This window comes from Flavobacterium kingsejongi (genome assembly GCF_003076475.1).
GTDB lineage: Bacteria > Bacteroidota > Bacteroidia > Flavobacteriales > Flavobacteriaceae > Flavobacterium > Flavobacterium kingsejongi.
The window spans coordinates 2876454-2901147 of sequence record NZ_CP020919.1 but is presented as its reverse complement, the minus strand read 5'-3'; the positions used below and the strand labels follow the sequence as shown (position 1 = coordinate 2901147).

General features: G+C 40.1%; 20 protein-coding genes. 13 read left to right on the top strand and 7 right to left on the bottom strand.

The window, feature by feature from the left end:
* Positions 1-217: 217 nt before the first annotated feature.
* The 4 genes from FK004_RS12910 to FK004_RS12895 all read left to right on the top strand — a co-directional run bounded on the left by FK004_RS12910 (position 218) and on the right by FK004_RS12895 (position 4724).
* Positions 218-1471: a cation:proton antiporter gene (locus tag FK004_RS12910; RefSeq protein WP_108737628.1), complete on the top strand. Its 1254-nt coding sequence runs from the start codon at positions 218-220 to the stop codon at positions 1469-1471.
* Between the two features lie 12 nt (positions 1472-1483).
* On the top strand, positions 1484-2839 hold the full coding sequence (locus tag FK004_RS12905) for a CoA-disulfide reductase (protein ID WP_108737627.1): 1356 nt from the start codon (positions 1484-1486) through the stop codon (positions 2837-2839).
* Between the two features lie 355 nt (positions 2840-3194).
* Complete coding sequence (locus FK004_RS12900; protein ID WP_108737626.1) at positions 3195-3629, top strand: GNAT family N-acetyltransferase; 435 nt, start codon at positions 3195-3197, stop codon at positions 3627-3629.
* Between the two features lie 21 nt (positions 3630-3650).
* A complete protein-coding gene (locus FK004_RS12895; RefSeq protein ID WP_108737625.1) occupies positions 3651-4724 on the top strand; it encodes an alanine/ornithine racemase family PLP-dependent enzyme in 1074 nt (357 codons plus the stop codon).
* Positions 4725-4757: 33 nt separating this feature from the next.
* On the opposite strand, the gene FK004_RS12890 is transcribed toward FK004_RS12895, so the two are convergent.
* The 3 genes from FK004_RS12890 to pabB are packed head-to-tail and all read right to left on the bottom strand — an operon-like array spanning position 4758 to position 9414.
* Positions 4758-6776: a protein-disulfide reductase DsbD family protein gene (locus FK004_RS12890; protein ID WP_108737624.1), complete on the bottom strand. Its 2019-nt coding sequence runs from the start codon at positions 6774-6776 to the stop codon at positions 4758-4760.
* Positions 6776-8092: a tRNA lysidine(34) synthetase TilS gene (gene tilS, locus FK004_RS12885; protein ID WP_108737623.1), complete on the bottom strand. Its 1317-nt coding sequence runs from the start codon at positions 8090-8092 to the stop codon at positions 6776-6778. Before tilS ends, FK004_RS12890 begins: the two co-directional genes overlap by 1 nt.
* Before the next feature lie 23 nt (positions 8093-8115).
* The gene (gene pabB / locus FK004_RS12880; RefSeq protein WP_108737622.1) at positions 8116-9414 is read right to left on the bottom strand and encodes an aminodeoxychorismate synthase component I; all 1299 of its coding nucleotides are present in this window, start codon (positions 9412-9414) and stop codon (positions 8116-8118) included.
* A 170-nt stretch (positions 9415-9584) separates the two neighbouring features.
* Between pabB and FK004_RS12875 the strand changes: the two genes are divergently transcribed.
* The gene (locus FK004_RS12875) at positions 9585-10133 is read left to right on the top strand and encodes an N-acetyltransferase (RefSeq protein WP_108737621.1); all 549 of its coding nucleotides are present in this window, start codon (positions 9585-9587) and stop codon (positions 10131-10133) included.
* A 74-nt stretch (positions 10134-10207) separates the two neighbouring features.
* On the opposite strand, the gene lpdA is transcribed toward FK004_RS12875, so the two are convergent.
* From lpdA to FK004_RS12860, 3 genes are all read right to left on the bottom strand, one after another.
* Positions 10208-11614, bottom strand: a complete 1407-nt coding sequence (gene lpdA / locus FK004_RS12870) for a dihydrolipoyl dehydrogenase (protein WP_108737620.1) — start codon at positions 11612-11614, stop codon at positions 10208-10210.
* Between the two features lie 156 nt (positions 11615-11770).
* Positions 11771-13117, bottom strand: a complete 1347-nt coding sequence (gene nhaA, locus FK004_RS12865) for a Na+/H+ antiporter NhaA (protein ID WP_108737619.1) — start codon at positions 13115-13117, stop codon at positions 11771-11773.
* Positions 13118-13233: 116 nt separating this feature from the next.
* Positions 13234-13692, bottom strand: a complete 459-nt coding sequence (locus FK004_RS12860) for an Lrp/AsnC family transcriptional regulator (protein ID WP_108737618.1) — start codon at positions 13690-13692, stop codon at positions 13234-13236.
* A 228-nt stretch (positions 13693-13920) separates the two neighbouring features.
* Here FK004_RS12860 and FK004_RS12855 point away from each other — a divergent pair, with 228 nt between their 5' ends.
* Together FK004_RS12855 and FK004_RS12850 are read left to right on the top strand one after the other, a co-directional pair.
* On the top strand, positions 13921-15144 hold the full coding sequence (locus FK004_RS12855) for an aminotransferase class I/II-fold pyridoxal phosphate-dependent enzyme (protein ID WP_108737617.1): 1224 nt from the start codon (positions 13921-13923) through the stop codon (positions 15142-15144).
* A 173-nt stretch (positions 15145-15317) separates the two neighbouring features.
* Positions 15318-17495: a S9 family peptidase gene (locus tag FK004_RS12850; RefSeq protein WP_108737616.1), complete on the top strand. Its 2178-nt coding sequence runs from the start codon at positions 15318-15320 to the stop codon at positions 17493-17495.
* A 191-nt stretch (positions 17496-17686) separates the two neighbouring features.
* Here FK004_RS12850 and FK004_RS12845 read toward each other — a convergent pair whose 3' ends face one another.
* Positions 17687-19633 carry an amino acid permease gene (locus FK004_RS12845; protein ID WP_108737615.1) on the bottom strand — a complete coding sequence of 649 codons (1947 nt, stop codon included), beginning with the start codon at positions 19631-19633 and terminating at the stop codon, positions 17687-17689.
* A 189-nt stretch (positions 19634-19822) separates the two neighbouring features.
* Here FK004_RS12845 and FK004_RS12840 point away from each other — a divergent pair, with 189 nt between their 5' ends.
* The 6 genes from FK004_RS12840 to FK004_RS12815 all read left to right on the top strand — a co-directional run bounded on the left by FK004_RS12840 (position 19823) and on the right by FK004_RS12815 (position 24694).
* Positions 19823-20461: a peroxiredoxin gene (locus FK004_RS12840; protein ID WP_108737614.1), complete on the top strand. Its 639-nt coding sequence runs from the start codon at positions 19823-19825 to the stop codon at positions 20459-20461.
* A gap of 17 nt (positions 20462-20478) precedes the next feature.
* On the top strand, positions 20479-20793 hold the full coding sequence (locus tag FK004_RS12835; RefSeq protein ID WP_108737613.1) for a thioredoxin family protein: 315 nt from the start codon (positions 20479-20481) through the stop codon (positions 20791-20793).
* Positions 20774-21031, top strand: a complete 258-nt coding sequence (locus FK004_RS12830) for a DUF6952 family protein (RefSeq protein ID WP_108737612.1) — start codon at positions 20774-20776, stop codon at positions 21029-21031. Before FK004_RS12835 ends, FK004_RS12830 begins: the two co-directional genes overlap by 20 nt.
* A 212-nt stretch (positions 21032-21243) precedes the next feature.
* Positions 21244-21741, top strand: coding sequence for a thiol peroxidase (gene tpx / locus FK004_RS12825; RefSeq protein WP_108737611.1), 498 nt, complete (start codon positions 21244-21246; stop codon positions 21739-21741).
* 17 nt (positions 21742-21758) lie between these two features.
* Positions 21759-22133, top strand: coding sequence for a diacylglycerol kinase family protein (locus FK004_RS12820; protein ID WP_108737610.1), 375 nt, complete (start codon positions 21759-21761; stop codon positions 22131-22133).
* A gap of 53 nt (positions 22134-22186) precedes the next feature.
* Positions 22187-24694, top strand: a complete 2508-nt coding sequence (locus tag FK004_RS12815) for a DNA translocase FtsK (protein WP_108737609.1) — start codon at positions 22187-22189, stop codon at positions 24692-24694.

Below are 24694 nucleotides of genomic sequence, written 5' to 3'. Positions count from 1 at the left end.
AAATTTAGGTTTATTAGTAACACTTTCTTATTATAAAAATGTTAATTTGTTTTTTACAAACCTTATAAAAGGGTATTTTAAAGCAGATTTGTTTCAAAATATGTTATCATATTTCTAATTAACTTGGTTTTAAGGTATTGTTTTAGTAATTTTTCATTTTACTTAAGACTTATACTGCTTTAAGAGCAAAGCATCAATTATTGCAATATCTATTACTATGGGTTCGATTCCGTTATTTTCTTTTGACATTTATAATTTCCATCTTGTAATCATTGGAATCATTACCCTGTTAGCAGCTACTATTCCAAATTTACTGAATAATAAGAATATTACAGCACCAATATTATATGTGTTGATTGGCGTTGTACTCTATTGTTTCAGCAATAATTATTCTTCCATTGCAGTCCTGAATAATGTTGAAGTGATTCGCAAAATCGCAGAATTTGTGGTATTGATCGCATTAACCAATGCAGGGCTTAAAATCAGGAAGCCTTTTATCTGGAACACCTGGAAATATTCCTTTTGGTTATTGGTAATTACTATGCCACTTACTATAATAGCTTCAGCATACCTGAGCTGGTGGTTCCTAGGCTTTGCTCCCGCAGCAGCCATACTCTTCGGATCCTTAATTTCTCCGACAGACCCGGTATTGGCCTCCGATCTTCAAACGACCAAACCGAGTAAAAATGACAGCTCGAGAACAAGATTAGCATTAACATCAGAAGCCGGAATTAATGATGGACTGGCATTTCCGTTTACCTTTTTCGCCATTTTCATGGCAAGCAGGACTATGGACTATACCGAGTGGTTTGTCGAATGGCTTTGGATTGACCTGATCTATAAATTAATTGCAGGATTGGGAATTGGCCTGCTATCGGGCTGGACGCTCTATAAACTTATTTTTTCACTCACCTCCAAAAATCAGCAAACTAAAATTACCAGAGGAATACTGTCGATCTCACTGACCCTAATTCCGTATGGAATTACCGAACTTTTTGGTGGTTATGGTTTCGTTGCCGTTTTTGTAGCAGCCAGTATGTTCAGCAAAAGCGAAAAAAGCAGCCTGCACATGGATAGCCTCCACTCTTTTACCGAAGAAATTGAACGGATATTTGTTGCACTGCTCTTTGTAATTATAGGAATTTATATGGCTGCCAACGCAGCCGCATTATGGGATTACCACCTCATTATAACCGCTTTAGTTATTATACTGGTCATTAGGCCAATAAGCGGATGGATTGCGCTTTTCCACACCGATTTGAGCAGGTTTGAGAAATTTGTGCTATCTTTTTACGGAATTCGGGGTGTAGGTTCGATCTACTATCTCATGTTCGCCCTGAGCGTAACACAATTTGATGATGCCCAAAAATTGACACAACTCACTGCAGTTACTATAATTGCCTCTGTATTCATCCATGGCATATCAGCAGCCACTATTCAGAAAAAGCTGGATAAATATGACATTGAATAAAGTAATAAACAAATGAAAAAAGAAAAACTGATTGTAATAGGTGGTGATGCTGCCGGAATGACGGCGGCTTCAAAAGTACGCCGCGAACATAAAGATTGGGAAATTATCGTTTATGAGCGATCGGAATATACTTCATATTCTGCCTGTGGGATTCCCTATTTCATCTCCGGAAAAGTGGCAACTTATGAAGAACTCATTGTCCGGACTCCGAAAGACTTCAAAAAAGAATACAATATTGATGCTTTTACCGGTCACGAGGTTATAAAAGTAGACAGCAGCAAGAAACAGGTATTGGTCAAAGATCTTAAAAAGGAAACTACTTTTTGGGAATCCTATGATAAACTGTTGATTGCAACAGGTGGAAAATCGTTCTGCCCGGAGGTACCTCATAAAGATGCCGAAGGGATTTTTGGGATCTCTACATTACGCAGCGGCATAAAAGTAGCGGCCTATTTGAAAAAATACAAACCCAAAACCGCTGTGATCATTGGTGGCGGATATATTGGCTTAGAAATGGCGGAAGCACTTCTCCTCAAAGGGCTAAAAGTAAGCCTCGTCGACCGTTCGGAAGAAATCATGAATACACTCGACCCGGATATGGGCGCGCTGGTTCACACCACAATGAAAAATCTGGGGGTAACGATTTACCTAAAAGAAGAACTCAAAAGCTTTGCCGTAACCGATAACAGGGTCACTGGTGTGGTTACGAATAAAAAAACACTGCCTGCCGATATAGTTATCTTAGGTATGGGCGTCAGTCCAAATACATTATTTCTCCAGGATTCAAAAATTGCACTTAGTGAGAATGGAGCGGTCATTGTTACTAAAAGGCAACGCACCAATATCAAAAATATTTGGGCTGCAGGAGATTGCGCCCTTACAACACATCTGGTAAGCAAACAGCCTTTTTATATCGCTTTAGGGACTGTAGCGAACAAAACGGGATTAGTTGCCGGTACCAATATTGCCGGAAAAACAGCCATTTTTCCTGGTGTGGTAGGTACAGCCGTATGTAAAATTTGCGTGTATGAAGTAGCCCGAACCGGACTTCTGGAAAAACAAATTAAAAAACTGGGAATCGACTATACCGCAACAATGATTAAAACAAAATCAAGAGCGGGCTATTATCCCGGAGCCAAAGCCATATATGTAAAATTACTGGCCGAAAAAGGTACTGGAAAATTATTAGGCGGACAGATTATAGGAGAAGAAGGCGCTGCAAAAAGAATTGATGTACTGGCAACAGCCCTCACCAATAAACTCACCCTGCAAAATATAATTGACCTGGATTTATCCTATGCCCCCCCCTTTTCTCCGGTATGGGATCCTGTTCAGGTAGCGGCTCGAAAGCTTATTAAAGAACTGTAATACAGGACATTATACCACTCCCCAAAAACAAAATAAAGGACTTTCTCTTGGATAGCTCCTTTATTTTTTGTATTTTAGCAATTATCCAATATTAAAAAGGCATCTTTTAAAAAAACTTAACTGCTGATTTTTACCATAGATCAAAGCTTTTGCCCTTTATCATTTTATTGCGTAATTAAAATAATCATTGCGGTAAAGTACCGCATTCTCCCTGTAAAATTATACGGGCACTAATCCTAAATACAGAAAAATTGAAAGTTCTGCAACTCTCATTTTCTCATGTATATCTTTCTTTTCCATAAAGTTTCGTTCAGGGACTTTTGAGAGCTTTATACAATTAACAAAAAATCACAATATGGAATTTAAAATAATTAATGCCACTACCGGCAAAGACAATCAGTATACCGCAACTGCAATCGCTAATTTCCTTCACGAACACCTGGAAGAATATGGCGATACCCTACAGGATATATTACAATGCATTGACTACACCATGAATCCGGACAAAGGAGGAAATATCATATTAGGACTGGAGCAGGAAAAAATTATCGGTGCCGTAATCCTGAATACTACCGGAATGGGAAGTTATATTCCGGAAAATATACTGGTTTATATTGCGGTGAATAACCAATACCGTGGAAAAGGTATCGGTAAGCAGCTAATGCAGGAAGCCATCCGTATTTCAACCGGTTCTATTGCACTGCACTGCGAACCCAATAATCCGGCACTCCATCTCTATCAGAAATTAGGCTTTACCAGCAAATACCTGGAAATGCGACTCATAAAATAAGTAGTAACTAAAAAACCAATAATGGCTTTTATCCAATTAGATCGACATAAATTACAACACAATTACAACTATCTTAATACCCTTTTTAAATCCCGGAATATCGAATGGGGTGTCGTTTCCAAGGTACTTTGCGGCAATATCCCTTTTATCAAAGAGCTTATCGCTTTAGGTGTCAAAGAAATACACGATTCGAGAATTAGCAATTTAAAAATAGTCAAAACCCTGCAGCCCGATATACAGACGGTTTATATCAAGCCTCCAGCCCAAAGGAGCATTCGAAGGATCGTAAAATATGCTGATGTCAGCTTCAATACTGAAATCGATACGATCAAAATGTTATCCGAAGAAGCAGGAAGGCAAAAAAAAATCCATAAAATCATCGTTATGATTGAAATGGGTGACTTACGTGAAGGCGTAATGGGCGAAGACCTTATTGAATTTTACGGCACCATCTTACACCTGCCTAATATCGAAATTGCGGGTATCGGAACCAATTTAAACTGCCTCAGTGGCGTGATGCCTACTCAGGACAAACTGATACAACTGAGCCTCTATAAACAGCTGATCGAAGCAAAATTTAATATTTCCATCCAATGGGTTTCTGGGGGTACTTCTGTTGCCATCCCACTAATCCTGAAAAATGCAAGGCCAATGGCAGTTAATCATTTCCGTATTGGAGAAGCTTTATTTTTTGCCAACGACCTCTTTACAGGGAAACTGATCAAAGGCATGGAAAGCGACGTCTTTAAATTGTATGCTGAAGTTATCGAAATTACCGAAAAGCCAGATACCCCTACTGGTGAACTGGGAGAAAATGTGGCAGGACATACGTTTGAAGTTTCCGACAACCAGGATCTGAGCCAATCGTCATTACGGGCTATTTTAGATGTGGGCTTACTCGATATGCAGCCACAATACCTGGAACCGGATGATCCCAACATCACCATAGTAGATGCGAGCTCGGATATGCTGGTTATGGATATTACCCATTCCACGGCCAATTATAAAATTGGTGACCTCATTTCCTTTAAGATGCGCTACATGGGGGCATTGTACCTCCTGAATTCCAATTATATTGAAAAGGTAGTTGCCTAAAGCAAAAAAATCCACTCTTTCGAGTGGATTTTTTTATTTAAATTTTGAAATACCTTCTTTTAGCCAGGCATCATACGTATCAATATCGGGTGTGTAGGCGATTGGTTCGTTAAGTTTCTTTTCATCGGTACCAATTAAAACATACAATGGACGGGCATTGGATTCATATCTGGTGATTTGGAAATCACTCCACTTTGCTCCTATCGTTTTAATTTTATTTCCTTTTTTAGAAACATATTGCTCATTCTCCGGAAGCTCCCGTTTGTCATCACCATACAGGGAAATCAGTACCACATTATTTTTAAGCACAGAAAGCACTTTAGGATCTGACCATACAAACTCTTCCATTTTTCTGCAGTTTACACAGGCATGACCTGTAAAATCAAGCAATATTGGTTTGTTGACTTTTTTTGCATAAGCCACTCCTGTATCATAATCTTCAAAAGCTACAATACCGTGTACGGCTAATTTTGCCCCCTCTGGTAATGGTTCAGTCACAGCTGAAGCAGGTGCAGCACCAAATCCTAATGGTGATTCACTATAAGTCATTGGTGGCGGGAAACCACTAATCAGTTTCAACGGTGCTCCCCATAAGCCCGGAATCAGATAGATCGTAAAGGATAAAACCAGCAATCCAAGGGATAACCTTCCTACTGAAAGGTTGGTCACCGGCGAATCATGAGGCAATACCAATTTACCAAAGAGATATAAGGTAAGGGCTGCAAAAATAGCAATCCAGATAGCCAGGAATACTTCTCTCTCAAGGAAATGCAATTGCAATACTAAATCAGCGTTGGAAAGGAATTTGAAAGCCAGTGCCAATTCTACAAATCCGAAAAATACTTTTACTGCATTCAGCCATCCACCCGATTTTGGCAGGTTCCCCATTAAGCTTGGGAACAATGCAAATAGCATAAATGGCATCGCAAGACCCAGTCCAAAACCAAGCATCGCAATAGTCAATAACATCGCGCCTCCTTCTGTAGACAGTACACTACCCAGGATCAATCCCAAGGCAGGCCCGGTACAGGAGAACGAAACGATAATCAGGGTCAGTGCCATGAAGAAAACACCTAATAATCCTCCTAAATTAGACGCATTATCGGCTTTATTGGCCAGGCTGTTTGGCATTGTAATTTCAAAGGCTCCCAGGAAGGATATTGCAAAAATTACAAATACTACAAAGAAGAAAAGATTCAGGTATACATTGGTAGAAATTTCGCTGAAGATATCCGGATTCAGGCTTTCAAATAAATGGAAAGGAAGGGATATCAATACATAGATAACGACAATGCAAATACCATAAAATACAGCATTGAATTTACCTTTTGCCTTATTGGCATTTTGTTTAATGAAAAAACTTACGGTCATTGGAATCATCGGAAATACACAAGGTGTAAAAGTAACCAGTATTCCCGCCAGTAAAGTCCCAAGGAAAATAGTCCATGGGTCGGTTTTCTCTTTATCTGCGGTTTTCGTTACTCCGGCAGGGACATCAGCCGTTTTACTGGCGATAGTGTCATTCTCGGCGGCAGCAACTAAACCGGATTGCAAAGATGGTACTAAGCTCAACTCTTCAAAACTTTCCACTTCTTTACCTCTCAGGGTTTTAGTATCCAGCTGGAAATATTTATTTTCCTGTATGCATACTTCCTTACAAACCTGATAGGACAATTCCACCTGGAAAATGCCATTGGATTTTGGATTCGTTTTTACCGCCTGCCGAATTTGTACATTGTGCTCAAAAAAGGTTTCATTTACCCCAAATACATCATTAAATGCAGTTCTCGTTTTACTCTCTGTCGCTTTTCCAACAACTTCAAAATTATCTTTCTGATTATTGAAAAGGACTTCCATTGCAAGTGGCCCTCCATCCGGGGTAAATTGAGAATAGACGTGCCAGTCATCTTCAATAACACCATCAAATTGCAGGATATATTCAGTATCGGATTTTTTTTCAATCTTGGACTTCCATTTTACCGGAGCGATAATTTGTGCATGAACATTTACAAACGCTAAGAAAAGTACAATAGCACTAAGAATTTTTCTCATTATAATAACTGTATTTGATATATTTTTGGTGTGTCTGCAGTAGCTTCGAACCGATGATCGCCCCTAACTCCTACAACCCAGACAATCTCATTGCCCGAGCAAACTAACAATTGGTTTTGTTTTTCATTCATAGTAAATTTTTCGTCTTTGAAAAATTTACTTAATTTTTTCTTTTGCCCTTTCATACCAGCCGGGCAAAAATAGTCACCTTCATTCCATGTTCTGACAACTAAAGGAAATTTTAACTTTTCTTTATCGGCCTGAAAAATTTCCTTTTGTTTCACCGGAGTATAGGCTACCGAATCCATCAGTTGCAATTTATGGTTGTCAATATTACAAATCGTATCGTCTTCCAGTATTGCTGCCTCCTCACCTACATTTACGTTATTTCGTAAGCTTAAGATTAAAAAATCGCGATCTTTTAGCAATTGGTACTCTTTAGCATAAATTACTTTACCGGACTGGCTTTCCGGCAACTTGCAAATATCATTCCAAGCTTTAAAATGGAATGGTTTTAAAATTTGATATAAATAAGCTTTATAATTCGGAAGCCGTCTTAACTGTACAATGTCAATCTTATATTGGTCTCCTTCCCGCTGTAGAATTTCCTTACCTACAATAGCTAAAGCATCATCAGCCAACGATTGTGACTGTTGTAAATGCAGTAAGGTATCCTGAAAAGAATCCAGAAAAGAAGGGTTAAGGCTTTTAAGAGTAGGAATTACATCGTGCCGTAATTTATTACGCAGGTATTTATCCGATGCATTACTACTGTCTTCCCGCCATTCAATTCCGTGTTTTGTTGCATACGTCAGGATTGCATCACGGCTAAAAGGCAGTAATGGCCGGATTATAGCCCCGTTATGTTTTGGTATTCCGGTCAATCCTTCCAATCCGGTACCCCGCGTTAGGTTAATCAGGAACGTTTCCAGGTTGTCATCTAAATGATGTGCTGTAGCACAATAGTCCAATTGCTTTTCACGTAAAAGTTCCTGGAACCAAGTGTACCGCAGTTCCCTGGCTGCTAACTGTATGGATTGTTTGCTGTCTGTTGCAAAAGCCTCCGTATCAAACCGGCTTACAGCTATTGGAATGGTATGTTTTTGTGCATATTCCCGTATAAATTCTTCATCCCCATCACTTTCTATTCCCCTCAGCTGGAAATTACAATGTGCAATCGTTATCGCATAGGGCAACTGCTGAAACAGGTGTAACATCACCATACTATCCAATCCACCGCTTATCGCCAAAAGGATTTTTTTTCCTTCAAGAAAAGCGAAATGTTTCGACAGGTGATTTTTGAATGGTGTAAGCATAGCCCAAAAATAGTATTTTTAATTTAATCTGCTAAAACTTGCCGCATGGCTTTGGCTTTCAGCAAGCATTCTTCATATTCCTGTTCCGGATCGGATAGAGCAGTAATCGCACTTCCTACCGAAAAAGAAACATATTGGTTTTCCTGATTGTATAAAATGGTCCGGATAATTACATTAAAATCGAAATCACCCTCCGGGGTAAAATATCCCAATGCTCCACTATAAACACCTCGTTTGGTTTCCTCGAATGATTCGATACTTTTCATTGCTGCAATCTTTGGAGCACCGGTCATGCTTCCCATAGGAAAAGTCGTCCTGAGCGCATCAATGGCTGAAAAGCCGGGTGCCAACGTTGCTGTGACCGTTGATATCAAATGATGGACCTGCCGGAACGTATACGCCTGGCATAATTCCGGTACGGCAACAGATCCTTTCGCTGCGGTGCGGGACAAATCATTACGGACCAGGTCTACAATCATAATATTCTCCGATCGCTCTTTTTCATTTTGGAGCAGCTCCTCTTTTATTTTTGCATCGGCCACAGGGTCGGTATCGCGTTTGGCTGTCCCTTTAATTGGTTGGGAAATCAAGTGCTCCCCTTCCTTACGAAGGTAGCGCTCTGGTGATGCCGATACTATAAATTGCTGATGGTTCTTAAAGAACGCTGCGAAAGGAGGCGTTGAAATCGCATTGAGCTTTCGGTACAATTCCAGTGGATTTACACTACTGTCTTCTGCATAAAATTCCATACAAAAATTCGCCTCATAAATATCACCGCGCTGAATCTGCTCCAACATTCCTGTTACTTTTTTTATATATTCCTCCCGACTGATGCGTTGCCTGATCACAGGTATATGCTGCAGGGGTTTATCTTCAAATGTTGAAATCACTATACTTTCGATCGCCTTCAGGTCTTCCGTTAACTCGTCATCACACATATTGAGATAGCGGATTTCAAGTTCATTTCCTTTTAGCAGGAATATCTTTTTAGGTTGGAAGAAATACAATTCCGGAAATTTCAATCCGTCAAAACTCCTTGACTGGAGATTTTCAGTATCATTTTTCAGGTCGTAAGAAAGGTAACCAAAAATCCAGTCTTTAGTTGTTTGCTGGTATTGCTTCAGGTCTTCAAAAGCATTATGGGCATCCGTTTGAATTGCCGTCAAAGCATCCACAGCCAAGACAGCATCATAGCTTCCATACTGCTGTGGGTAATTGTTACTGTCCAGAAAAACAACTTCCCGGAACTGTTGGGCCCATTGTATTAATTTGGATTTTAATAAATTGCTGTCCGGTAATGGCAGCCTAACGGAAGTTCTCAAAAAAAATAATTTTAGAACAGTAAAATTACAATAAAAAAATCGGATTGCAGGGGGTAGCACTCATTAGATACAAATGTTATTCTTAAAAAGTCACACTCTTTTCAACTGATTTTTTTAGTACATTGGCAGGCTAAAAATAGCTTGTATTATCCCCAAACTACGAATTGCTTATGACATCCTATCGCATTAAAAATTCTCATGGCCTTACCGCTACCGAAATCAGGGCAATCCTGCAGGCATGGGATGTTACAGCATGGAACACAATGGATACGTTACAGTTCCGGGAAGCTTTTTCACAGTCGGAATTCCACCTGTTGAGCGATTCCTCCGGATTGCTTTGCATTGCCCGCATTAACTTTGATCTCAGTATCCGCATTGCGGCCACCATTTATCCTTTTCCTGAATTTGTCGGATTGGCTGCTATTTCTAAAAACAAAGGATATGGCAAAACATTAATCGGGCACATTATTGCTGAACTGAAGAGACGCAATATGGAATGTATTGGCTTTTGCCGCTCAGAAGTCCGTGCGTTTTATGAGAAATGTACTGTTCCCCTATTATATGACAAAGCAAAATACCTTTTGGAAAAAGAGCAACAGGACTGGAATAATGTGACCGATGATGACGATATTATCATCCTGAATGTATCCGAAGCACATCACAATATACTCCGTCGCTTATCCCCTATCCACCCGGGGTATCTTATTTTTGAATCTTAAAATCGAAAATAATGCGCACAAAAAAACCGCTTCTTTCGAAACGGTTTTTTTTGGAAATAATAATTTCAATAGTATTATACGTGTATAGCTCTGTTATCAGTCGCTGCTAATGCCGCTTCTTTCACCGCTTCCGCATAGGTTGGGTGTGCATGTGACATTCTTGCAATGTCTTCTGCAGACGCTTTAAACTCCATTGCTGTTACGGCCTCGGCAATTAAATCAGCTGTTCTCGCACCAATCATGTGGATTCCTAATACTTCATCCGTTTTTTTATCGGCTAAGATTTTTACAAATCCATCAGTATCCATACTGGCACGGGCACGACCTAATGCTTTGAAAGGGAAACTTCCAACTTTATATTCTACACCTGCTTCTTTCAGTTGCTCTTCTGTCTTTCCAACAGCTGCAACTTCCGGCCAGGTATATACCACTCCCGGGATCAGGTTATAATCGATATGTGGTTTTTGTCCGGCTAATGTTTCCGCAACAAATACACCTTCTTCTTCTGCTTTATGCGCCAACATGGCACCTTTGATAACATCACCGATAGCATAGATATTAGCTGTCGTAGTCTGTAAATGATCGTTTACTTCGATCTGACCTCTTTCAGTAATGGTTACACCCGCCTTTTCAGCGTTTAATCCCTCCGTATAAGGACGACGTCCAACGGCTACCAAAGAATAATCGCCTTCCAGCGTAATGGTTTCGTCTTTTGCATTTTCAGCCTGTACTTCTACAGCATCTCCATTGCGTTGTACTGATTTTACTTTATGGGAAGTATAAAACTTCATGCCTTGTTTTTTCAATACTTTAGTCAGCTCTTTTGATAGTGCAGCATCCATACCCGGAATAATTCTGTCCAGATATTCCACTACAGATACCTGAGCCCCAAGGCGAAGATAAACCTGACCTAACTCTAATCCAATTACGCCACCACCAATAATGATGAGGTGTTTTGGAACTTCTTTCAATTGTAGGGCTTCAGTAGAAGTGATGATTCTTTCTTTATCAATTTTGATAAAAGGAAGGTTGGAGGGTTTTGATCCCGTAGCAATAATTGTATTTTTTGCTTCGATCGTTTCTGTACTACCATCATTTTTGGTAATGGTAATATGTGTTGCATCTTCAAATGCTCCCATACCTTCAAAAACCGTGATTTTATTTTTATTCATCAGGAAATTAACCCCTCCAACAGTCTGTTCTACTACAGCTGCTTTTCGGGCAATCATCTTTTCGAGGTTAACTTTTACCTCGCCGCTGATTTCAATTCCGTGTTCTTCAAAGTGCTTAATGGCATCATAATAATGGTGGGAAGAATCCAACAGTGCTTTAGAAGGGATACAGCCAACATTAAGACAGGTACCGCCCAATGCAGTATATTTTTCTATAATAGCGGTAGTAAAACCCAGCTGTGCGCAACGGATTGCGGCAACATATCCACCAGGACCAGAACCAATAACGACTACGTCAAATGAACTCATGATATATTTTTTTGTATGTTTAATTTTTGCAGTACAAAATTACGGAAGTTTTTTTGTTTCCATTATAATTTACACTCTAAACTTTTCAGTTTTGACAAAATCCTCTATTCAAAACACTTCTTTCCAGAGCTGTCAAAATGAAGTATCCTGTACTGTCTAAGCTGTTTCTTTTTTTGCTTTGGAACCATTTCTGCTCAGTACCATAAACCCTATTACCCCGGCAATTATCGAAGCAACAAAAATACCAATTTTGGCCTGGACTATATTTTCGGCATTGGTATAGGCAAGACTGGTAATAAAAATAGACATAGTAAAACCAATACCGGAGATAATGCTCAATCCAAAGAGGTGACTCATGGTCATCCCTCGTGGCAAATTGGAAATTTTTAGCTTGACTAATAATGCGGTAACACCAAAAATACCAATCAACTTCCCAATCAGCAATCCTGAAATGATTCCGACAAAAATATTATTGGAGACCAAGGTATCCATATCCATCGTAAGGACTACTCCTGCATTGGCTAATGCAAATATGGGCATTACAATAAAGGACACAATGGGATGCATGGAGTGCTCCAGTCGCTGTAAGGGAGTCATCGCATGTTTTGCCGAAGTTTTCATGTCCTTCAGTATGTGCAACTGTTCTTTAGTCACGGTGGACGAATCGGTCACAGTGGCCTGGTCAAATTTATTGGCGTATTTTTTATTTTTAGATAAAAATTGCAATTCGTTGAATTTGGTATTCGCCGGAATGGTAAAAGCAACCAAAACTGCCGCAATAGTAGCATGTACGCCCGAAATCAGGAAGGGCAGCCATACACACAAAATACCGACAATGGCATAAAACAATGTATTGCGCACTCCTGCCTTATTGGCCAGCATCAGCACGACTAAAAATCCAAGGCCAACGCCAAGGCTTACAAAGGAAATATCAGAAGTATAAAAAAGTGCAATGATCAAAATAGCACCAAGATCATCTACAATCCCAAAAGCAGTAAGGAAGATTTTTACCGAAGTAGGTACTTTTTTCCCTAATAAATGGAGTACACCAAGTGCAAAAGCAATATCGGTTGCCATGGGGATTCCCCAACCGGCTTCGGTATCCTGGCCTCCGTTAAAGAATAAAAAGATCAATGCGGGAAAAACCATACCGCCAATTCCGACAGCTACAGGCAGGAAGGCATTTTTGAATCCGGATAACTGCCCTCCTACGATTTCACGTTTGAGTTCAAGTCCAAGGACAAAGAAGAAAATGGAGATCAGGCCGTCGTTGACCCAATGTTGTAAATCGTAATTCAGGAAAAGCTCACTGTTGATTCCAATAGAAATTTTGTTTTTCCAAAATCCAAGGAACCATTCGGACCAGGGGGAATTTGCCAGGATTATCGCAATTACTGCAGCGATAAGCAGTACGATTCCCCCCATAATCGAGTTGCTGATAAAAGCACTTAGGGGATTGATGACCCATTTTTCAACGGGAGTTGTTTTTACTTGATATTCCATTCAGTATTTTTAGGGGTTTTCCCAAAAATAGCGATTAGCAATCATTTATCCCATTCTAAGTGGTTAAGTTATGTTTTTTTTAAGGTTATCGTTCCATTTTGATTCATTATCCGCAATTAAAGCGTAAATGCAGTCGTATTTTTAACATCACTAATCATAAAAGTACTGTGTGTACTGCCAATATGCTGCAACGTGGTAAGCTTTGTGACCATAAATTCCCGGTATTCCTCCATATTCTCCACACATATTTTTAAGATATAATCATAATCACCACTGACATGAAAACATTCCAGGATTTCCGTCAGCCGGACTACTTCTTCCTCAAAATGGGAAATGAACTCCCGGGTATGCTGCATCAGTTTGACATGGCAAAACACCACAAATCCCTTTTGAATTTTATTGCGGTTCAGCAGGACGACATATTTATCAATTATTTTCTCCCGCTCGAGTTTCTTTATTCTCTCATATACTGCTGTAACGGAAAGATGCAACAATCCGGACAATTCTTTGTTGGTCATTTTACTATCAGACTGCAACAGGTTTAGCAGTTTAACATCAATAGGGTCAAGTGCCATAAGTTTTAACAAGTTAGGGATTAGAAATATTTTCGGTTTTTAGTCCATATTTGAAACGTAGACTGTAAAAATATCTATTATAAACTATTTTAGCTGTTTTATAATCTAAATAATTACCTACTCATTGATTTTTTAACGGATAAGGGCTTAATTTGATTATTAAATCAGGAAATATCCCATTAACGGTTTCCTGCATTTTCATACTAAAACTATTAAACGACTATACTTATGAAATTCAATCCAGCAGATAATATTCAGGATTTGCAGTACTTCGGCGAATTTGGCGGAGTAAACCCTTCCATTTCTGACTCTTCCACTTACACGTTTCTTTCGGCAAAAACCATGTTTGATACCTTTGAAGGAAATGCAGAAGGTTGTTATCTCTATTCCAGACATTCTTCCCCAAGCAACCTTTACTTAGATAAAGCACTGGCTGCAATGGAAGGTACCGCATCCGCTAATGTTTCTGCTTCGGGAATGGGTGCGATCACACCCGTATTATTACAATTGTGCAGCTCGGGAGACCATATTGTTTCCAGTAGGACAATCTATGGCGGTACTTATGCTTTCCTGAAAAATTTCACGCCTCGTTTCGGCATCAAAACATCTTTTGTAGACATTACAAAGCTGGATATAGTGGAAGCTGCGATCACTCCGCAAACTAAAGTCTTGTATTGTGAAACCGTGAGTAATCCCCTTTTGGAAGTAGCTGATATTGCAGGCCTTTCAAAAATTGCCAAAAGACACAACCTGAAACTGGTTGTAGACAATACTTTTTCACCTTTATCTGTAGCACCGGCAAAAATGGGTGCTGATATCGTGATCCATAGCCTTACCAAGTACATCAACGGCAGCAGTGATACTGTAGGCGGTGTAACCTGTGCAAGCCAGGAATTCATCAATGACCTGAAGAATGTAAATTCCGGAGCCAGTATGTTATTAGGCCCAACTATGGACAGCCTTCGCTCTGCCAGTGTCATGAAAAACATGAGGACCTTGCACATCCGAATGAAACAACACAGCCACAATGCATTATTCCTGGCAGAGAAATTTGAAAAAGACGGTTTAAAAACGGTTTATCCAGGCTTGAAAAGTCACCCAAGCCATGAATTATACAAAAGCATGATCAATCCGGAATACGGATTTGGCGGCATGATGACAATTGATGTGGGCAGCCTTGACAAAGCCAATGAACTGATGGAATTAATGCAGGAACGCAACCTGGGCTACCTTGCCGTAAGCTTAGGATTCTACAAAACATTATTCAGCGCACCGGGTACCTCTACTTCCAGTGAAATTCCTTTGGAAGAACAGGAAGCAATGGGGCTTACAGATGGATTGATCCGTTTCTCTATCGGCCTTGACAACGACATTCAACGTACGTATGACATGATGAAACAATGCATGACAGAACTTAATGTATTACACAGTTTAGAAAAAACAAACTCGTAGTACCCTAACCCAACCACTATCTCTAAAGCCCATTTGGAAAATTCCAATGGGCTTTTTCAGTACTGTAACCTCTGGATCAATTTACGAACCCCAAAAACAATTGGCAATTATTTGAGTAATGGGGTTTTGCCGCCTTGCATCTTTTGAGTAAATTAGCCCATTAAATTTTTATTATGAAAAAAATATCACTACTGTTCCTACTCCTTGGTTCAGTAACTTTTGCACAAAAAAACTTAACCATTGAAGAGGCCACTTTAGGACAATACCAGGCATTTGCACCAAAAAACCTGGTTGCCGGGAAATGGCGCAAGGACACCAAAGCCATCACCTACTTAGACAGCCGCTATTCCAGCCTGCTCACCAAAAGCCAGGACAACCAATGGACAGAAAGTGTATTGGTAACCAAAGATGAATTGCAAGCCTTACTAAAAAAGAAATTCCCTTCCGATGAATTCAATCTGAGGATGTTTCCTTACACGTACGAGTGGAAAGATAAAAACACGCTACTCTTAGAGGTTACCGGTAAAAATTTAGCTTATACTGTCGCATTTGATGTGGCGAATAAAACAATTACCGATGCTTTTGCATTTCCACAGGAAGCAGCAAACCAAAGTATTTCTACCGATGGGAACTATGCAGCATGGCTGGAGAAAAACAATATCCGTATTACCGATAAAACGGGAAAAACTACGCCTGTAACCCAGGATACGGATGCCGGTATTGTCAATGGAAGTGACTACACACACCGCCAGGAATTTGGTATTGACAAAGGAATGTGGTGGAGCCCAAAAAATGACAAACTGTTGTATTACCGTAAGGATGAAACAATGGTAAAAAACTATCCGCTGATTGATTTTGGGCAAAGGATGGCAGAAGTTAAGGATATTAAATATCCAATGGCGGGTATGAAAAGTGAAGAAGTGACCCTGGTCGTTTACGATGTAAAAACCGGCAAAGCAATCACTTTGAAAACAGGCGAACCAAAAGAGCAGTTCCTGACTACAGTAACCTGGGATCCCAACGGAAAATATGTATACACTGGTGTGTTGAATCGGGAACAGAATCACCTGAAAATGAACAAATATGATGCAGCAACCGGGGAACTCGTTAAAACGCTGTTTGAAGAAAAAGCAACTACTTATGTAGAACCGCTGCATGACCTTACCTTTTTACCAAATCGTGACTCAGAATTCCTATACCGTACTGAAAAAGATGGGTATGAGCAATTGTACCTGTACAATACCGATGGAAAACAGCTACGCAAATTGGGTTATAATGAGGTTGTAGTGAAAAAACTGCTGGACTTTGATACGGCGGTTAAAAATGTATTTTACATCGGAACTGCCAATAACGGACTGGACCGCCAGTTGTATAAAGTAGACCTTAAATCGGGAAAAACAACCCAACTTACCACAGTTTCTGGAACCCATGCTCCCACTGTAAGCAGTGATGGTGAATTGATTTTAGATGCCTACACGAGTACAACTACACCAAATGAAGTAGCAATCATTGATATCAAATCCAAAAAAGCTACTGTACTGGTTAAAGCTGATAATCCGTATGCCGGAAAAACGGTATTGCCAAAAATGGAACTGGTAACCATTACTGCCGCAGATGGAAAAACGCCCCTGAACGGACGACTGATCTATCCTGCAAATTATGAAGAAGGAAAAAAATATCCTGTAATGGTTTACGTATACGGTGGCCCACATGCACAATTGGTTACCAACAACCTATTAGGAGGAGCTACGCTATTTGATTATTATATGGCACAAAATGGCTATGTGGTTTTCACGTTAGACAACCGTGGTAGCGATGCCAGAGGCCGTGATTTCGAACATGTAATTCACCGTAACCTCGGCCAGAATGAAATGGCAGATCAAATGAAAGGGATTGATTTCCTAAAATCCAAAAGCTTTGTAAATCCGGATAAAATTGGTGTTTACGGATGGAGTTTTGGTGGATTCATGACTATTTCCCTGATGCTGAACCAAAACGACACTTTTAAAGTAGGTGTTGCAGGTGGTCCGGTATGTGACTGGGATTACTATGAAGTAATGTATGGCGAACGCTATATGGATATGCCTCAGGAGAATCCGGAAGGGTATAAAAAAGCAAATGTTATCGAAAAGGCTGCCCAGTTAAAAGGAGACCTATTGGTAATTCACGGTGCCCAGGATAATGTAGTGGTACAACAAAATAGTATGGAATTTATAGAAGCCTGTATCAAAGCAGGAAAACAGGTTGATTACTTCCTGTACCCTACCCATGAACATAATGTTAGAGGTAAAGACAGAGTACACCTGAACCAAAAAATAGCCAATTATTTTGACCTGCATTTGAAAAAGTAATTTGCAATCCTAAAAAATCCGTTTCCTCACCGAAACGGATTTTTTTTATATGCTGTGATCCTGTAATCCAACCTTTAAACAGCTTGCACATTATCAATTGCAATTACATGCAGCTCCCCTTACATCTGCTTGGATACAAAAAGAACCCGCTTATTGGCGGGTTCTTTTTGTATTGATCATTGCTACTTGTTTTATAAAGAAAAGGATGTAACATCAACAGCAATGGTATTCAGTTTACTGTTTTTATGGCTAAAGCTGAAATAAATGACCAGTCCGATCAACAGCCAGATGGTGAAATAAATCCAATTCCATACACTGAGTTCCGCCATCATATAAAGGCAGCAGATCAGCCCTAAAAGTGGAATCAGGGAAAGATTGCGTCGGATAGCCCAATAGGAGATACCAATAAGGGAAATCAGGAATATCCACATTGGAATTTTATGTTTGAACAGGCTAAATCCTGTTTCATATTTTTGCTGTTCGGTAATCGGTAATGAATCTACGACACTTCCATATTCCCCACTCTGCTTGTAACGGCTTAAAATATGCTCTAAATCGGGTGTGGTAGCAGTGGTATTATCGTTGTCCAGGCTTACCAAATGCTGGTATACCGCATCGGCCTGGTTTTTATCGAGTGACGTTACAATCGCGGAAGGATCAAAAACCTGGCGTTCATTATTGATAAAAGCCATGGTTGTTGTTTTGTTATAGCTAAACGCAAATACAAGCCCCAGAATCAATGCAACCGGAACGATGAATTTCGAATTGATATAAGGTGTTTTAAATTTTCCTCTTGGAATTCCTGGTTTATCCTGCAATACCAATACACCTGCACAAACGAGTACGAATGCAAACAGGGTTCCAATACTGCACAAATCGGTTACCGTAGTCAGGTTCAGGAATAAAGCTGGAATAGCCACTACAAAACCAGTAACAATAGTCGCATACGAAGGGGTTTTATATTTCGGGTGTACTTTGGAGAAACGTTTTGGCAGCAGCCCATCACGGCTCATACTCATCCAGATTCTCGGTTGTCCCATCTGGAATACAAGCAATACACTCGCCATGGCGATTACCGCACTCACCGCAATAATACCGGACATCCATTTCAAATCCAGTTTATCAAATACAAATGCGAGTGGGTCCCCAACATTCAATTGGCTGTAATTCACCATTCCGGTAAGGACAAGTGCAATAACAACATATAAAACCGTACAGATGACAATAGCCCACATCATACCGCGCGGCAAATCCCGCTGTGGATCTTTACATTCTTCTGCCGTGGTTGAGATAGCATCAAAACCAATATAGGCAAAAAATACAGCAGAAACACCTTTTAAAACCCCACTCACACCATTCGGTGCAAAAGGCGTCCAGTTGTCAGTATCTACATAAAAAACACCAACGGCTATGACCAATAATATAATGCATAATTTCACGACAACCATCAGGTTACTGGCGTTTCGGGATTCTTTCATTCCCCGGTAAACCAGTGCCGTAATCAATACAATAATAAACAAAGCAGGAAGATCCGCCACCAGGTGGAAAGAACCAATAGTAGGCGCATTTACCCAGGCAGTATAGGCATCCTGCAAAGCCGAATCCAGATTTGCAAAGGGTTTGCCACCCTGCATAAGCGCAGTCGCTTCCTTAAAGCCGTTAGAGGCCGAAAGGTAATCCATCTGTATCCATTGGGGCAGGTGAAGCCCGCCACTTTCGAGTAATCCGGTAAAGTAATCACTCCACGAAATCGCTACCGTAATATTTCCGATGGCATATTCCATGATAAGTGCCCATCCGATGATCCAGGCTATAATTTCACCAAAGGCAACATACGAATAAGTATAGGCACTTCCTGAAATAGGTACCATAGAAGCAAATTCAGCATAAGCAAATGCAGCAAAACTACAGGCTAAGGCAGTAAACAGGAACAGGAAGATAACAGCAGGCCCTCCATCAGAGCTGGCCTTACCAATCGTACTAAAAATCCCCGCTCCAACAATCGCAGCGATACCAAATGCGGTGAGATCCCGGGTAGTAAGATGTCTTCCTAAAGAATGGCCTTCTGCGTTTGATTTATCTATTTGTTTTAATATATCCTGTACCGTTTTTTTTCTGAATAGATTCGAAAAAGCCATATAGTAGTCTGTGTAAGTTAGTTTGTCGCGAACAAATATATAAAACCATATTAAATAATGATTAATAAACCAATCATATCAATTTTATTTATATCGAAATAAAAATATATAATTTTAAACTATTGTCGGTGGTGGTAAATTGAAATACATTTGCAGTACAAAAAAGTATAACCTTTAAAATTAAATAATATGTCATTAGTAGGTAAAAAATTCCCAAACATTGCTGTAGATGCTATCTCTGAAATGGGAGATAATTTAAAAATCAACATCTTTGAAGAGGCTGTAAACAATAACAAAAAAGTATTATTATTCTGGTACCCAAAAGACTTTACTTTTGTATGCCCTACTGAATTACACGCTTTCCAGGCTGCTTTGCCAGAATTTGAAAAAAGAAACACTATCGTTATCGGAGCTTCCTGTGATACCAATGAAGTACACTTTGCCTGGTTAAACACAGCAAAAGACAACGGTGGAATTGAAGGTGTAACCTACCCTATCCTTGCAGATACTAACCGTAACCTGGCTAATATCCTGGGTATCCTTGACATCGAGTCTACCAGCTATAGCGAAGAAACGGATTCTGTAATCATTGAAGGATCTAATGTAACGTACAGAGCGACTTACCTTATTGATGAGACTGGTAAAATTTTCCACGAAAGTGTAAATGATATGCCATTAGGAAGAAATGTAAAAGAATACCTTCGTTTGGTAGATGCTTATACACACGTTCAGGAAAAAGGAGAAGTTTGCCCTGCAAACTGGGAAGAAGGAAAAGATGCTATGAACGCAGACCGTAAAGGTGTTGCTGACTACTTAAGCTCAAACTAATTTAAAAACAAATTGCTATGTTAATTGAATTAAATGAAGATGGTTTACAAGAATTAGTAGCCAACAATGAAAAAGTGGTAGTCCAGTACTCCGCTTCCTGGTGTGGAAACTGCAGGATCATGAAGCCAAAATTTAAAAAACTGGCGACTGAAAATGAAGCGGTAACTTTTGTTATCGTAGACGCAGAGAAATTCCCGGAATCCCGAAAACTGGCTAACGTAAGTAACTTACCTACCTTTGCTACTTTTGTCAACGGGGCACTAGTAAATCAGACACAAACCAATAAACAGGAAATATTAAACGATTTAGTACATGAAATTACCAGTAATTAAACACCTGACCCAATTTATCGAGGAAAACGACCAGGATTACGTTTTGGAAACTATCGACGTTTTGGAAAACCTGACCGAACTCTCCACCCTAAAGGATGAAGAACTTGATGTGATTGCAGAACTGATCTCTAATATGTATGGAGCAGTTGAAGTCAGTAAAATGGTAAAAGAAGGTATGGACAAAAAAGAAGCGCTGAATACGTTTATGAAACGCGTATTGGGTTCTATCGATAAATAAATTCCGATTACATTTCTAAAAACGCTTCCGGCAACGGAGGCGTTTTTTTTGTACAAAATAATTTTATCACATTATTCTCTCCCGGCTACAGTATAACATCCTGCTTTAAAAATACATCCATCCCTTCATTTGACTCGCTTTTGATTTTATCCGGCAACGTTGTATTCCCCATAATAATTTCATACTTTTGACCCCTAATAAATATAGAAAAAATGGCTTCAATAACACTTGGCGGAAACGCAATACACACTACTGGTGATTTACCAAAAACAGGGACAAAATCAATCGATTTCAAACTGGTAAAAACGGATTTATCTGTGGTTTCACTTTCCGATTTCGCAGGCAGCAAATTGGTACTGAACATCTTCCCAAGTGTAGATACCGGAACCTGTGCCGCTTCCGTTCGAAAATTTAACGAAAAAGCAGCCCAACTGGAAAATACTAAAGTATTGTGCATTTCCAGAGACCTCCCATTCGCACAAAAAAGATTTTGTGGCGCAGAAGGATTAGAAAATGTAATTAATCTTTCTGATTTTAAAGACGGAAGTTTCGGAAAAGCTTACGGTTTAGAGATTGCAGATGGCCCATTAGCCGGATTGCACTCGAGAGTAGTCGTGGTCATTGACGAAAACGGAAACATCATCCATACAGAACAAGTAGCAGAGATTGCTGACGAGCCTAACTATGAGGCAGCGCTTGCTGTACTTTAACCTCTTTTTTATTTCAAATGAAAAAATCGAGTTCTTTTATAACCGGACGAATCAAAAGTTTCCGCTATGCCTTTATGGGAGCTTATAAATTGGTCACTACCGAACACAGCATCATGGTGCAGTTTTCAATAGGCGTCCTGGTTACGATTGCTGGATTTTATTTTAAAATATCCAATGTGGAATGGATGCTTCAGTTTTTGGCGATTGGCTTAGTACTGGGCATCGAGGGAATGAATACAGCCATCGAAAAGATTGCTGATTTTATCCATCCCGATTTCCACGAGAAAATAGGATTCATTAAAGATATTGCTGCCGGCGCCGTATTTTTTGCGGCATTGGCAGCCTTAACGATTGGTTTATTTATCTATATCCCATTAATTCTGGCCTTGTAGAAATAGAATATCGCCCTAAATTATTTATTTTTACAATATCATCAATAAAAGGAATGGCAAAAACAACAAAAAAAGAAACGGCAGCTTCGAAAAAAACTGCAGATTCAACCCCTAAAAAATCATGGAAACTCACCCGCCAGCATAAAATGCTGATCGGAAGCCTTTTGGTACTTTTTTCCATTGCGTTACTTACTGCATTTATTTCTTTTTATAGCAACGGAAAATACGACCAAAGCCAATTGGTAGTATTTAGTGACCGAAATGCCCCAGTAGAAAACTGGCTGGGTAAATTCGGTGCCTATCTTTCCGATCTTTTCCTCTATCGTGGATTCGGAGCCTCCTCATTCCTATTCGTCCGCTTATTTTTCCTGACCGGAATGTACCTAATCCTGGACCTCTCCATATTAAAATTAAAGAAAATTTGGTTTTGGGATGTCTTTGCCATCATCATCATTTCCATATTATTGGGCTTCTTTGGTTCCCAATTGCCGGAACTTGGCGGTGTAATCGGTTTTGAGATGAACCTCTTTTTACAGGATTACCTCGGTAAAGCGGGTACTTTCCTTGTATTGCTTTTCGGGCTGATTATCTATCTGGTCTTTAAAATCCGTATTTCCCCGGATGCCGTAAAAGCATTCTTCGAACGAACCAAATCCGAAATCAATGAAAGCATGACGCCAGCAGATGCTAATCTGAGGCAAACCAGCGATAGCTATATTCCTGCAGAAGACAATACGGTTGAAAATACAATCCCAATGCCACTTGGAACACCAGAAGAAGCCTTCGAAGACGAAGAAGAATTTATCCCGGAGCCTGTTTTAAAAGTAACCCCACCTGTAGTGTCCCAATTTGAGCTGAACAAAGAAGCACACAATACACCAACTATCAGCCATCATTCTGAAATTGTACTGGATACCAAACCAAAACCGGTAGTACCCCAGCCACAACCGGTAGTAGAAAATACCAATGATTCCTTTGTCATCGAAGAAGTGGCGGAAGAAGACCAACTGGTCGAAAACCTGGCTTCCAGACTTGTAGCCGATTTCGGCGAATTTGATCCTACGCTGGAACTTTCCAATTATAAGTTCCCTCCTATTGACATGCTGAAAGAATATGCCACCGGCGGTATTACGATCAACCAGGAAGAACTCGAAGAAAACAAAAACCGGATTGTCGAAACACTCCGCAATTATAAAATAGAAATTGCCCAGATAAAAGCTACAGTAGGGCCTTCCGTAACGCTGTATGAAATCGTACCCGAAGCAGGAATCCGAATCTCTAAAATTAAAAGCCTCGAAGACGATATTGCGTTGTCACTTGCCGCGTTGGGAATCAGGATTATTGCCCCTATTCCGGGTAAAGGGACAATTGGTATCGAGGTACCGAACAAGAATCCTACAATGGTCTCCATGCGAAGCGTTATCGCTTCTGCTAAATTCCAGGAAGCCGAAATGGAATTGCCAATTGCATTAGGAAAAACAATTTCCAATGAGACGTTTGTAGTCGATCTGGCCAAAATGCCCCACTTATTAATGGCGGGAGCTACCGGACAAGGAAAATCGGTAGGATTGAATGCAGTCCTGACTTCCTTATTGTATAAAAAACACCCTGCAGAAGTAAAATTTGTACTGGTGGACCCTAAAAAAGTAGAGCTTACGCTGTTCAACAAAATAGAACGCCATTACCTGGCCAAGCTTCCCGATACCGAAGACGCCATTATTACCGATAATAATAAGGTAATCAACACCCTGAATTCCCTTTGTGTCGAAATGGACAACCGTTACTCCTTGCTTAAAGATGCGATGGTACGGAATATCAAGGAGTACAATGAAAAATTCAAGTCCCGGAAACTAAACCCGGAAAACGGGCACCGTTTCTTACCGTATATTGTACTGGTAGTGGATGAGTTTGCCGATTTAATCATGACAGCGGGTAAGGAAGTCGAACTTCCTATAGCCCGACTGGCACAGTTGGCCCGTGCTATTGGGATCCATTTGATCATCGCTACACAACGGCCTTCCGTCAATGTAATTACCGGTATGATTAAGGCGAATTTCCCGGCACGTATTGCATTCCGTGTAACCTCCAAAATAGATTCCAGAACCATTCTGGATACTTCTGGTGCCGACCAGTTGATTGGCCGTGGAGATTTACTGTATACCAATGGTAATGATATCGTACGGGTACAGTGTGCCTTTGTCGATACGCCAGAAGTAGAAAAGATCACCGATTTCATCGGAGGGCAAAAAGCCTATCCAAATGCCTACCTGTTACCGGAATTCGTCGGGGAAGAAAGTGGCATCAATCTTGATATAGATATCACCGATAGAGATTCGTTATTCAGGGAAGCTGCCGAAGTTATTGTAAATGCACAACAAGGATCAGCTTCATTACTGCAACGTAAATTGAAATTGGGATACAATCGTGCCGGAAGGCTAATTGACCAGTTGGAAGCGGCCGGAATCGTTGGCCCTTTTGAGGGCAGTAAAGCCCGAAATGTATTGGTGCCTGATTTGACATCTCTTGATTATTTTTTAGATAATGAAAAAAACAACAATTAA

Bases quoted from the DNA above. Each gene is read 5' to 3' on its own strand.
- FK004_RS12910 (WP_108737628.1), top strand. From the start codon at position 218: ATGGGTTCGATTCCGTTATTTTCTTTTGACATTTATAATTTCCATCTT.
- FK004_RS12905 (WP_108737627.1), top strand. From the start codon at position 1,484: ATGAAAAAAGAAAAACTGATTGTAATAGGTGGTGATGCTGCCGGAATG.
- FK004_RS12900 (WP_108737626.1), top strand. From the start codon at position 3,195: ATGGAATTTAAAATAATTAATGCCACTACCGGCAAAGACAATCAGTAT.
- FK004_RS12895 (WP_108737625.1), top strand. From the start codon at position 3,651: ATGGCTTTTATCCAATTAGATCGACATAAATTACAACACAATTACAAC.
- FK004_RS12890 (WP_108737624.1), bottom strand. From the start codon at position 6,776: ATGAGAAAAATTCTTAGTGCTATTGTACTTTTCTTAGCGTTTGTAAAT.
- tilS (WP_108737623.1), bottom strand. From the start codon at position 8,092: ATGCTTACACCATTCAAAAATCACCTGTCGAAACATTTCGCTTTTCTT.
- FK004_RS12875 (WP_108737621.1), top strand. From the start codon at position 9,585: ATGACATCCTATCGCATTAAAAATTCTCATGGCCTTACCGCTACCGAA.
- lpdA (WP_108737620.1), bottom strand. From the start codon at position 11,614: ATGAGTTCATTTGACGTAGTCGTTATTGGTTCTGGTCCTGGTGGATAT.
- nhaA (WP_108737619.1), bottom strand. From the start codon at position 13,117: ATGGAATATCAAGTAAAAACAACTCCCGTTGAAAAATGGGTCATCAAT.
- FK004_RS12860 (WP_108737618.1), bottom strand. From the start codon at position 13,692: ATGGCACTTGACCCTATTGATGTTAAACTGCTAAACCTGTTGCAGTCT.
- FK004_RS12855 (WP_108737617.1), top strand. From the start codon at position 13,921: ATGAAATTCAATCCAGCAGATAATATTCAGGATTTGCAGTACTTCGGC.
- FK004_RS12850 (WP_108737616.1), top strand. From the start codon at position 15,318: ATGAAAAAAATATCACTACTGTTCCTACTCCTTGGTTCAGTAACTTTT.
- FK004_RS12845 (WP_108737615.1), bottom strand. From the start codon at position 19,633: ATGGCTTTTTCGAATCTATTCAGAAAAAAAACGGTACAGGATATATTA.
- FK004_RS12840 (WP_108737614.1), top strand. From the start codon at position 19,823: ATGTCATTAGTAGGTAAAAAATTCCCAAACATTGCTGTAGATGCTATC.
- FK004_RS12835 (WP_108737613.1), top strand. From the start codon at position 20,479: ATGTTAATTGAATTAAATGAAGATGGTTTACAAGAATTAGTAGCCAAC.
- FK004_RS12830 (WP_108737612.1), top strand. From the start codon at position 20,774: ATGAAATTACCAGTAATTAAACACCTGACCCAATTTATCGAGGAAAAC.
- tpx (WP_108737611.1), top strand. From the start codon at position 21,244: ATGGCTTCAATAACACTTGGCGGAAACGCAATACACACTACTGGTGAT.
- FK004_RS12820 (WP_108737610.1), top strand. From the start codon at position 21,759: ATGAAAAAATCGAGTTCTTTTATAACCGGACGAATCAAAAGTTTCCGC.
- FK004_RS12815 (WP_108737609.1), top strand. From the start codon at position 22,187: ATGGCAAAAACAACAAAAAAAGAAACGGCAGCTTCGAAAAAAACTGCA.